Genomic DNA, 10,819 nt, shown 5'->3' with positions numbered 1-10,819 from the left:
CGTGTGGCCGCGCGCGAGAGACGTCGAGCAGCTTTGGCGGGGTGTGCCCCCCCCCCCCCCCCCCGCCCCCCCGCGCCGCCGCCCCCCCCCCCGGGGGCCCCCCCCCCCCCGGTTCCGTTTCGCCCCGCCGCCGCGGGCTCCGAACAGACCTCCGCCGCCACCGGGATCCGGTGGCGGCGGAGAAGAACGGCGAAAGCTCAGAGCGCCGCGTCGATGCCGCGGAAGCGGCGCTGCAACTCGCGGACCTCACCGGCCAGTTCGAGCGACGGGCCGGCCACCTCCAGCCCGGGGACGACGTCCCGCACCGACAGCGGGTTCAGCGGCGAGGTGATCTTCACGCCCCACTCGCCCAGCCAGCCGCGGTACTGCCGCGTCGAGCTCACGTAGACGATCCGGCCGAGGCCCGCCCAGCCGTGCGCGGCCGCGCACATCGGGCAGTGCTCGCCGGAAGTGTAGACGGTCGCCTCCGCCCGCTCCTCGGGACTCAGGTTGACCGCGCCCCAGCGGGCCAGCTCGAACTCCGGGTGGCGGGTCGGGTCCCCGGTGCTGGACTCGCGGTTGCGGTCCTCCGCGAGGATCTTGCCGTCCGCCGAGACGAGCACGGAGCCGAACGGGTAGTCGCCGGCCTCCACCGCCTCGGTCGCCAGCTCCACGCAGCGGCGCAGGTAGGGCAGGTCGGACTCGGTGACGGCGGCGGCGCCGGCGACGTCGCTCTCGTGCAGGTCGTGGGCGTTGCTGGCCACGGGTACTCCGTCTCTAGGGGGTGGTGATCAGGACCTGTGCGCGGCGACGGTGGCCAGGGCCTGCCACGCCACCTCGGGTCGCAGCGTCTCGTCCGGGTCGCCGAGGTAGGGGTCGAGCAGCACGGTGCCGGCGCCGGTCAGGCGCAGCTGCTCGATGTCGCCGAGGATCTGCTCGATGGTGCCCTCGCCGGCCTTGCGGTCGGGCCCGTCGACGGGCCGGTCGGTCAGCTTCAGGAGGATGCGCGGCGCCAGCTCCGGCACCGGCTGCCCAGCCTCGTCGGCGATGGTCTTCAGCCGGCCGACCGCCTCCGTGAACCACGGCATGGTGAACCGCAGCGGGTGCCAGGGCGCGCCGAAGCGCACGGCCCGGCGCAGCGCGGCGTCGCTGTTGCCGCCGACCCAGACCGGGATCTGCCCGCTGCCGTAGTCGGCCTCGTCGTCCCAGGCGGCCCGCATGGTGCGCAGGTACTCGTCGGTCAGCTTGCCGCGGCGTTCGAAGGGCACGCCGAGCGCCGCGAACTCCTCCTTGGCCCAGCCCACGCCGACGCCCAGGATCAGCCGTCCGCCGCTGAGTTGCTGCAGGTTGGCGGCCATCCGGGCCATCAGCAGGGGGTGGCGGTAGGGCACGATGAGGACGGTGGTGCCCAGCTGGACCCGGGTGGTGATGCCGGCGAGCCAGGAGAGCGTGGTGAAGGGCTCGAAGAACGGCGCCGGATACTGTTTGGCGACGTCCGGGGTGACCGCGACGTGGTCGGAGACCATCAGGAGGTCGAAGCCCAGGCCCTCGACGGTCTTGGCCCATTGGGCGAGGTGTTCCGGGTGCGTTCCGGGACCGAAGTTGGGGACGTTCACGCCTATCCGCATGGCTGTCAGGCTAGCAATTGGCCTTCGCTCGCGGGCGGTTCTTGGCGATGCTTGATCAAATTTGTTGGTGCGGGCGGACGGTGGTGTGCCGTCCGCCCGCGCGGGCCGTCCGTCAGGCGTTGGGCGCGACCCTGGCGAGGCCGTTGATGACGCGGTCCATGGCGTCGCCGCCCTGGGGGTCGGTGAGGTTGGCGAGGAGCTTGAGGACGAAGCGCATCAGCATCGGGTGGGTGAGCCCGCGCTGGGTGGCGATCTGCATGACCTGCGGGTTGCCGATGAGCTTCACGAAGGCGCGGCCGAGCGTGTAGTAGCCGCCGTAGACGTCCTTGAGGATGCGCGGGTAGGCCTGCAGCGCGCGCTCGCGTCCGCCGTCGGTGACGCGGGCGTTGGCCTGGACGATGACGCCGGCGGCGATCTTGCCGGATTCCATCGCGTAGGCGATGCCCTCGCCGTTGAACGGGTTGACCATGCCTCCGGCGTCGCCGACGAGCAGCAGCCCGCGGGTGTAGTGCGGCTGCCGGTTGAAGGCCATCGGCAGTGCGGCGCCGCGGATCGGGTCGGTCATGTTCTCGGGGGTGTAGCCCCACTCCTCGGGCATGCCGGCGCACCAGGCCTTGAGGACCTCGCGCCAGTCCAGCTCGCCGAACGCGGGCGAGGAGTTGAGGATGCCGAGGCCGACGTTGGAGGTGCCGTCGCCCATGCCGAAGATCCAGCCGTAGCCGGGCAGCAGGCGGCGCTGGCCGCCGCGGGTGTCCCACAGCTCCAGCCAGGACTCCAGGTAGTCGTCGTCGTGGCGCGGCGAGGTGAAGTACGTCCGGTAGGCGACGCCCATCGGCCGGTCCTCGCGCCGGTGCAGGCCCATGGCGAGGGAGAGCCGGGTGGAGTTGCCGTCGGCGGCGACGACGAGCGGGGCGCGGAAGGTCACCTCCCGCTTCTCCTCGCCGAGCTTGGCGGTGACGCCGACGATGCGTCCGGTGCGGTCGTCCAGCACGGGGCCGCTGACGTTGCAGCGCTCGTACAGGCGGGCGCCGGCCTTCTCGGCCTGACGGGCGAGCAGCTCGTCGAAGTCGGCGCGCTTGCGGACCAGGCCGTAGTCGGGGAAGGAGGACAGCTCGGGCCAGTCGAGCTGCAGCCGCACGCCGCCGCCGACGATGCGCAGGCCCTTGTTGTGCAGCCAGCCGTTCTCGGTGGAGACGTCGATGCCCATGTCCACGAGCTGCTTGGTGGCGCGCGGGGTGAGGCCGTCGCCGCACACCTTCTCGCGGGGGAAGGAGGTCTTCTCCAGCAGCAGCACGTCCAGGCCGGCCTGCGCGAGGTAGTACGCGGTGGTGGCACCGGCCGGGCCCGCCCCGACCACGATGACGTCCGCCGTGCTCTCGACGGTGCTGTCCGGCTTCGTCGGGTCGGCTGCGGTCTCGGACACGGTGGGCACTCTCCTGGAACTACGGCTGGAACGACGGCTGGAACGACGGCGACGGCTGGGTTGGAACGACGGCTGCCGCCTCGGGCAGTCTAGGTCCGCTTACCGGGTCCGCTCACGGGGGCGGGGAGGGACGACGGCTACGCGGCGGCGGTCTTGTACGCCCGGTGCAGCGCGACGATCCCGCCGGTCAGGTTCCGCCAGGCCACCTTCGACCAGCCGGCCTCCTGCAGCCGGGCCGCCATCGCGGGCTGGTCCGGCCAGGCCCGGATCGACTCGGCGAGGTAGACGTAGGCGTCGGGGTTGCTGCTGACCGCGGTGGCGACCGGCGGCAGGGCGCGCATCAGGTACTCGGTGTAGACCGTGCGGAACGGCGTCCAGGTCGGCGTGGAGAACTCGCACAGCACGAGCTTGCCGCCGGGCTTGGTGACCCGGTGCATCTCGCGCAGCGCCGCGTCCGTGTCGTGGACGTTGCGCAGCGCGAAGGAGATCGTCACCGAGTCGAAGGTGTCGTCCGCGAACGGCAGCCGGGTCGCGTCGCCGGCGGTGAGCGGCAGCTCGGGGTGGCGCTGCTTGCCCTCGGCGAGCATGCCGACGGAGAAGTCGCACGGGACGACCCTGGCGCCGGCCTCCGCGAAGGGCAGCGAGGAGGTGCCGGTGCCGGCTCCGAGGTCGAGCACGAGGTCCCCGGGTCCGGCGGCCACCGCCTCGGCCACCGCCCGGCGCCAGGCGCGGGCCTGGCCGAGGGAGAGCACGTCGTTGGTGCGGTCGTACTTCGCCGCGACGTCGTCGAACATGGCGGCGACTTCGTGCGGCTGCTTGTCCAGAGAGGCTCGGGTCACGCCCCCATTGTTCACCCTGGCGCCCGCGCCCGGAGCAACGGGGCGGCGCAGCGCCCGCGGCCCGCGCCCCTCGGAGCTCACAGGCGCCCCTCCGCACGCCCCCCGACGCACCTCGCGGGGCACCTTGCGGCGCACCTCGCGGGGAGCCCGTCGGCGCACCTCCCGACGCACCCCGTCAGTGCAGTGCGCGCCGTCCGCCCGCACGCCGCTTGCGGCGCGAGCGCTTGCCGTCCGTTATCGCCGGCATCCCCTCGGCCAGGGCCCCGGTCGCGAAGGCGACGGTGGTCGCGATCCGGCCCTGCCCGGTGCGGACGGCGACCGCCCGCCGGTGCCGGCGGATGCGCCACAGGCAGACCAGGAAGAGCGCGACCGCCACCGGCACGCTGTACCGGGCCAGCCCGACGCCGACCGGCTGCGGGTAGGTGTCGCCGCAGATCCGCACCGCGCCCGCGTCGTCGGCGGCGTGCTCCAGGCAGACCTGGTCACCGACCTTGGCGCCGTCCGCGAGCGGCAGCGCGGCGGCCGTGTGCGCCTGGCCGCCGACCCGGTAGCTGACGGCGCTGTAGGAACCGCCCCCGGTCGGGAGCTGGGTGACGACGCCCTCGACCCGCACCGGGTGGGCCTCGATCCGGTCGGCCTGGTCGGCCTGGCGCCAGCCGAGCAGGCACATGCCCACGGCGAGCACGGCGCTGAGCACGGCGGCGAGGTACCAGCCACGGCCCAACCGCGGGGTGCGCGGCGGGGGGACGGTCGCGGATCGCATGGTTCCTTGTCCTGGCTTGCGTCGGGGCCGGGGACGCGGCCCCGCCTCCCGCGGGCACGGGCGGTGGTGTGGTGGGGGTACGGAGTGAGCTGTCCGGGATCGTATCCGCTGGCGGGCCCTCAGGTCACGGCGAAGGGGCAATCACCCGGCGCCACGCGGGCCGGAGTTCGGCCGCACACGAAGGAAGTCCCTTGCGCCGCAGGGAAGTCGGCCCGAAGGCCGGCCGACGACGGGCCAATGGCGGCCCGACGGCGGGCCAACGACGGTTCGGGCGCCCGCACCGGCCGCGCCGTCAGCGCCGTCGGTACACCAACCGGCCGCCGAGCACGGTCGCCAGGCAGCCCCCCGGCAGCGGCGCCGGGACGTCCCCGTCGCACGCGAACACCGCGAAGTCCGCCCGTTCCCCGGCCGCGATCCGCCCGTGCGCGGCCTGCGCGAGCGGCAGCACGGCGAGCGGGTCCAACGGGCCTTCGGCGGCACCCGTGCCGCCCCCGGGGGCGAGCGCGGCCAGCCCGGACCGCGCGACCGCCGTCCGCACCGACGCCCGCTCGAAGGGCCCGGCCACCGCGGTCACCCCGAACCCCAGCATCCGCTGCAGCCCGCGCCGGGCGCTCGCCCCGCACCGCACGTCGTCGCCCTCCGCGTCCAGCCCGCCCGGCACCGGCTCGGCGCCGGTCCCCTCGCGCGGGTCCGGGTGGTAGGCGCGCTCCAACAGCCCGTGCCCGTACGGGTTGCACAGCCCGGGTGTGAGCACAGCCGCGCCCCAGTCCCGCACCCGGGCGCCCGGGTGCGCCGCCGCGAGCTCGCCGAACGGGCCCACCGCCTCGACGAGTTCGCCGCGCACCAGCACCGCGCCGTCGACGAGCACGGCGCTGTCGGCGGGCGCGGGGCCGGCCCCGGCCGGATCGGGCAGCACGAAGCCCGCCCGGTGCAGGGTCAGCACGGCGCCACCACGGCGCCCGGCACGGCTGCGGCGGGTGTGGGCATGGGCGTGGGCGTGAGCGTGGCGACTACGGCGGCGGCGCTCAGTTGTCCAGGATCTTCAGCTCGGGGTGCGCGGTGCCGCCCTCGATCGCCGTGGAGGCGATGTGCGAGGCGACGCGCGGGTCGACCGGGTCGTTCGCCGGGTCGTCCAGCACCCGCAGGTGCTCGTAGGTGGTCGAGCGCTGCGCCGGGACGCGGTCGGCGGCCCGGATGAGGTGGATCAGCTCGGTCAGGTTGGAGCGGTGCTTGGCCCCGGCCGCCGAGACGACGTTCTCCTCCAGCATCACGGAGCCGAGGTCGTCCGCGCCGTAGTGCAGCGACAGCTGGCCCGCCTCCTTGCCGGTGGTGAGCCAGGAGCCCTGGATGTGGGCGACGTTGTCGAGGAAGAGGCGCGCGATCGCGATCATCCGCAGGTACTCGAAGACGGTCGCCTGCGTCGAGCCCTTCAGATGGTTGTTCTGCGGCTGGTAGGTGTAGGGGATGAACGCGCGGAAGCCGCCCGTGCGGTCCTGCACGTCGCGGATCATCCGCAGGTGCTCGATCCGCTCGGCGTTGGTCTCGCCGGTGCCCATCAGCATCGTGGAGGTGGACTCCACGCCGAGGCCGTGCGCGGCCTCCATGATCTCCAGCCAGCGCTCGCCGGACTCCTTCAGCGGCGCGATCGCCTTGCGCGGGCGCTCCGGCAGCAGCTCGGCGCCGGCGCCCGCGAACGAGTCCAGGCCCGCCTGATGGATCCGGGTGATGGCCTCCTCGATCGAGACGCCCGAGATCCGCGACATGTGCTCGACCTCGGAGGCGCCCAGCGAGTGGATCACCAGCTGCGGGAAGTCCGCCTTGATCGCCGAGAACGCGCGCTCGTAGTACTCGACGCCGTAGTCCGGGTGGTGGCCGCCCTGGAACATGATCTGGGTGCCGCCCAGCTCGACCGTCTCGGCGCAGCGGCGCAGGATCTCGTCGAGCTCGCGGGACCAGCCCTTGTCGCTCTTGGGCGGCACGTAGAAGGCGCAGAACTTGCACGCCGTCACGCAGACGTTCGTGTAGTTGATGTTGCGCTCGATGATGTAGGTCGCGATGTGCTCGGTGCCGGCGTAGCGGCGGCGGCGCACCGCGTCGGCCGCCGAGCCGAGGGCGTGCAGGGGCGCGGAGCGGTAGAGCTCCAGCGCTTCCTCGGGGGTGATCCGGCCACCGGCGGCGGCGCGGTCGAGCACGGCCTGCAGGTCGGTGCTGGGCGCATCGAGGGTGGTCGCTGCGAGCTCGGACACCTGGCGGCCTTCTCTCTCTCGGGACTGCTCGGGTACTGCTGTTCTCAGCGCGTCGGTCCCGGTCGCGGGTGTTTCCGGGTACGGCCGAACCAGCCTACGCCAGCCGATTCCGGCCCCTGCGCCAGCCCGCCGCCCGGCCCGTTCCCGCCTCCTGTCCCCCGGTGTTCACCCGTGTTCACCGGCTGGTGCCGTCGGGCTGGGCCGCGCCCGTGCGGTGCATCGTCCCGGCCGGGTTGCCCGCCACCGGGTCGGCGGAGGTGAAGCGGATCGTCCCGTCGTCCTGCAGGGTGAGCGTCTCGGTGTACGCGCCGCCGGAGCACGCGCCGGGCAGGCTGGAGCGGACCAGCCGGGACTGGAACACGAGCTTCTTCGGGCCCGCCTCCCGCAGCTTCCAGACGCCGTCGCAGCTGATCGAGATGATGCCGGACATGCCGTTCTGGCTGGTGGTGTTCTCCTGCCCGATCGCGGCCGGCCCGATGGTGAGCCGGGTGGTGCCCGCGGGCACGCCCTTTTCGGTGGCCATGTCCCCGGTCCAGGTGCCGAGGAACGCGGCCGGCACCGCGTTCGGCCCGGTCGGCGTGCCCGGCCCGCTCGAAGTGCCCGGGGTGCTCGGGGTGCTCGCTACCGCGGTCGGACCGTCCGGCGTCGGCGCGGGCTCCGGCACGGCGCTGCCGCTCCCGGACGGGCCGGCGGGCGAACCGCTGCTCGTGGCGGTCACCGCGGGAGCCGCCGGGTCCAGCCACCGGTACGTCCCGTACCCGCCGCCCGCGAGCACCACCAGCGCGGCCGCCAGGGCCGCGACCAGCACCGCGCGGCGCGGCCGGGAGCCGCCCCCGGGCGCCGGCGGCACGTAGGTCGGCGTCCGCTCCACCCACGCACCCGCCCCGGCACCCGTCCCGGAAGCCGGCCCCCAGGCCGCCGGCGGCACGTCGGCCGGAGCGCTCCCCGACTCCCCCTCCAGGTCCAGCAGTTCGACCGCGCTGCGCCCCACCCCCGCCGCGAGCGCCGGCGGCAGCCAGCCGCCCTGCCGCAGCCGCAGGGCCGCCGTGCCCTCCGGGTCGAGCCGGGCGCGGAGCTGCTGCGGAGTGGGCCGGTCGGACGGCTCCTTGGCGAGGCAGTCGAGGACGATCGAGCGCAGCGGCCCACTCAGCCCGGGGACGTCCGGCTGCTCGTGCAGCACGCGGTAGAGGAGGACGGCCGCGCTGACGCCCTCGCCGAAGGGGTGGACGCCGGTGGCCGCGTAGGCGAGCACCGCGCCGAGCGAGAAGACGTCACCGGCCGGCCCGACACCCTGCCCGTTCGCCTGTTCGGGCGACATGAAGCCGGGCGAGCCGACGACGTAACCCGACTGGGTGAATCCGCCGGCGGCGTCCAGGGCGCGGGCGATGCCGAAGTCGATCAGCCGCGGGCCGTCCAGGGTGAGCAGCACGTTGGACGGCTTCACGTCGCGGTGCACCAGGCCGAGGCCGTGGACGTGGGCGAGCGCCTCGGCGAGCCCGACGCCGAGGGCGCGCACGGCGGCCTCGGGCAGCGGCCCGCCGTCGCGGACGGCGGTGCCGAGCGCGGGCCCGGCGACGTAGCCGGTGGCGACCCAGGGCTGTTCGCCCTCGGTGTCGGCGTCCAGGACGGGCGCGGTCCAGCTGCCGCCGACCCGGCGTGCGGCCGCGACCTCCTGCCGGAAGCGGGCGCGGAACTCGGCGTCGTCGGCGAGTTCGCCGCGCACGAGCTTGACGGCGACGGTGCGCCCGCCGGCCGTCCGGCCGAGGTAGACCCGGCCCATGCCGCCGGCGCCGAGCCGGCGCAACAGCCGGTAGGCGCCCACCTGGCGCGGGTCGTCCGACCCCAGTGCCTGCATCCCCCGCACGCTCCCCTCGCCGACGGACGGCCCTCCACCGGGCCGCTCCCGGACGCCCGCACCGCGCGCGCCCGGGAGCAGACCGTACCGGCCCCGGCTTCCCGGGACGTCGGTGCCTCAGGATCTCAGCCGACCACCGCGGGTTCCAGGCCCGCCACCGGCTCCAGCAGCCGCACGGCGACGTCCGGCGCGAAGCCGCTGTCGTGCGCGACCCGGCGGGCGAACTCGGCGACGCCGGCCAGCTGCCGCTCGCCGAGCGAGAAGTCGAGCGCCTCGCTGAAGTACCGCTCCAGCACGTCGGCGCCGAAGGCCTCCCAGCGGGCGGCCTGCTCGGCGACCTTGGCCGCCTCGACCAGCGACAGGTCGCGGGACTCCAGGAAGGCCCGGTGGACGGCGGCGGTCAGTTCGGGCCGGCGCGCGGCGAAGTCGCGGCGCACCGCCCAGACGGCGAAGACGAAGGGCAGGCCGGTCCACTCCTTCCACATCGCGCCGAGGTCGTGGACGGTGAGCCCGAGGTCGGCCGCCTGGCCGAGGTGGGCGCGCAGCGCCGGGTCGCCGATGAGGACGGCGGCGTCGGCCTCGGCGAGCATCTGGGCGAGGTCGGGCGGGCAGCTGAAGTACTCGGGGCGGACGCCCTCGCGCTCCTCCAGGAGCAGGCGGGCGAGCCGGACGGAGGTGCGGCTGGTGGAGCCGAGGGCGACCCGGCGGCCGTCGAGGTCGCCGAGCGGCACCTTGCTGACGATCACGCAGGACATCACCGGGCCGTCGCTGCCGACCGCGATGTCGGGCAGGACGAGCAGTTCGTCGGCGTGCCGCAGGTATTCGACGCAGGTGATCGGGCCGATGTCGAGCGTGCCGTCGACCAGCTGGTCGCTGAGCTTCTCGGGGGTGTCCTTGGTGAGGTCGAGGTCGAGCAGATTGCCGGTCCTGGCGAGTCCCCAGTAGAGGGGTACGCAGTTCAGGAACTGAATGTGTCCGACCCTCGGCCTGACCGGGGTGCGTTCCTCCGGGGTGTGCTCCACTGCGCCGCTCCCTTGCTCTTCGTGCGCCTCCCCGCAGCGTATGCCCGGTGTCGTGAACGGCTCGCACCCGCCCTCCCGACACGCGCCGTGCGCACCGCAGTTCACCCCTGGTCGTCACCGCAACCGCATGCTAGCGTTGCCCTCAGTTGCAGTTTGATTCCCCTTGCAGTACTTGAAGCCTGCGGAGCATGTAACCGCAGGCTTTTTGTAGTTTTTCAGCAATATCGAAAAACTTCGGACTCGTCCGGAGGCAGGGCGATCAGCGCAGCGGACCGGGAGCCACACGGTGTGGCCCCCGACACGCCTCGCAAGGAGAACGGCATGGCCACGGGAACCGTCAAGTGGTTCAACGCTGAGAAGGGCTTCGGCTTCATCGCCCAGGAGGGCGGCGGCCCCGACGTCTTCGTCCACTACTCCGCCATCAACGCGAGCGGCTTCCGCTCGCTGGAGGAGAACCAGGCGGTCAGCTTTGACGTCACCCAGGGTCCGAAGGGCCCGCAGGCGGAGAACGTCACCGCTATCTGACCATCCTCTGATGATCTGATCGCTCGGGACCCCACGGGTCCGCAGGCGGCTCCCGACGGCCGCCACGATGAGCACAAGAGCAACACCCAAGGGGGCCCGCCACACGGCGGGCCCCCTGCCTTTTCCCCACCCCCGCACCACGGACGCGCGAAGGCCCGCCCTCGCGCCGGTCGGGCGCGGGGGCCGGGCCCCGTCGGCTGCGTCAGGCCGCGGCGGCAGCCTTCGCCCCGGCCTGGGCCGGGATCACGGCGGAGTCCGGGGCGTCCAGCAGGTCGCCGGCCGGGCTGTTGTACGCCACGAGGTCGAGCGTCTTCTCCCGCGCCGCCACGATGACCGGCACCAGCGCCTGCCCGGCGACGTTCCCGAAGGGCCTGGGCCGGGATCGCCGCTGGGCCGGCCATGCTTCGTCTCCCTCCGTGGCACCCGAGGGACGTCGACCCGGAGCCGGTTCGACGGGTCACGCAACAGCCCTGTCCGTCAGGGCGTCACCCAGCGTCCGGAGATTCGGATGATGGGCACTCAGTGATCCACGTTCGCCC

At 73.9% G+C, this 10,819-nt stretch carries 11 protein-coding genes; 1 reads left to right on the top strand and 10 read right to left on the bottom strand.

The window, feature by feature from the left end:
* Positions 1-197: 197 nt before the first annotated feature.
* From ACFV4G_RS14270 to ACFV4G_RS14230, 9 genes are all read right to left on the bottom strand, one after another.
* Positions 198-743, bottom strand: coding sequence for a nucleoside deaminase (locus ACFV4G_RS14270; protein ID WP_380439997.1), 546 nt, complete (start codon positions 741-743; stop codon positions 198-200).
* A 27-nt stretch (positions 744-770) separates the two neighbouring features.
* Positions 771-1,607, bottom strand: a complete 837-nt coding sequence (locus tag ACFV4G_RS14265; protein WP_380439995.1) for an LLM class flavin-dependent oxidoreductase — start codon at positions 1,605-1,607, stop codon at positions 771-773.
* A 112-nt stretch (positions 1,608-1,719) separates the two neighbouring features.
* Positions 1,720-3,030, bottom strand: a complete 1,311-nt coding sequence (locus ACFV4G_RS14260; protein ID WP_380439992.1) for a geranylgeranyl reductase family protein — start codon at positions 3,028-3,030, stop codon at positions 1,720-1,722.
* A 137-nt stretch (positions 3,031-3,167) separates the two neighbouring features.
* A complete protein-coding gene (locus ACFV4G_RS14255) occupies positions 3,168-3,869 on the bottom strand; it encodes a demethylmenaquinone methyltransferase (protein ID WP_380439990.1) in 702 nt (233 codons plus the stop codon).
* A 175-nt stretch (positions 3,870-4,044) separates the two neighbouring features.
* Positions 4,045-4,632, bottom strand: a complete 588-nt coding sequence (locus ACFV4G_RS14250; RefSeq protein ID WP_380439988.1) for a hypothetical protein — start codon at positions 4,630-4,632, stop codon at positions 4,045-4,047.
* A 292-nt stretch (positions 4,633-4,924) separates the two neighbouring features.
* Positions 4,925-5,575, bottom strand: a complete 651-nt coding sequence (locus tag ACFV4G_RS14245; RefSeq protein WP_380439985.1) for a hypothetical protein — start codon at positions 5,573-5,575, stop codon at positions 4,925-4,927.
* A gap of 82 nt (positions 5,576-5,657) precedes the next feature.
* Positions 5,658-6,878: a cyclic dehypoxanthinyl futalosine synthase gene (gene mqnC, locus ACFV4G_RS14240; protein ID WP_380439983.1), complete on the bottom strand. Its 1,221-nt coding sequence runs from the start codon at positions 6,876-6,878 to the stop codon at positions 5,658-5,660.
* A gap of 175 nt (positions 6,879-7,053) precedes the next feature.
* On the bottom strand, positions 7,054-8,733 hold the full coding sequence (locus ACFV4G_RS14235; RefSeq protein ID WP_380439981.1) for a protein kinase: 1,680 nt from the start codon (positions 8,731-8,733) through the stop codon (positions 7,054-7,056).
* A 125-nt stretch (positions 8,734-8,858) separates the two neighbouring features.
* Positions 8,859-9,755 (bottom strand): menaquinone biosynthetic enzyme MqnA/MqnD family protein, encoded by an 897-nt coding sequence (locus ACFV4G_RS14230; protein WP_380439979.1) that lies wholly within the window; start codon positions 9,753-9,755, stop codon positions 8,859-8,861.
* A gap of 321 nt (positions 9,756-10,076) precedes the next feature.
* Between ACFV4G_RS14230 and ACFV4G_RS14225 the strand changes: the two genes are divergently transcribed.
* Positions 10,077-10,280: a cold-shock protein gene (locus ACFV4G_RS14225; protein WP_030060085.1), complete on the top strand. Its 204-nt coding sequence runs from the start codon at positions 10,077-10,079 to the stop codon at positions 10,278-10,280.
* A 202-nt stretch (positions 10,281-10,482) separates the two neighbouring features.
* Here ACFV4G_RS14225 and ACFV4G_RS14220 read toward each other — a convergent pair whose 3' ends face one another.
* Positions 10,483-10,620 carry a hypothetical protein gene (locus ACFV4G_RS14220; protein WP_380439977.1) on the bottom strand — a complete coding sequence of 46 codons (138 nt, stop codon included), beginning with the start codon at positions 10,618-10,620 and terminating at the stop codon, positions 10,483-10,485.
* Between the last annotated feature and the right edge of the window lie 199 nt (positions 10,621-10,819).

Origin of the sequence: Kitasatospora sp. NPDC059747, assembly GCF_042732955.1 — a bacterium.
Lineage (GTDB): Bacteria > Actinomycetota > Actinomycetes > Streptomycetales > Streptomycetaceae > Kitasatospora.
Note: the sequence above shows the minus strand (reverse complement) of the source record. Positions and strands in the feature narration are given on the sequence as shown.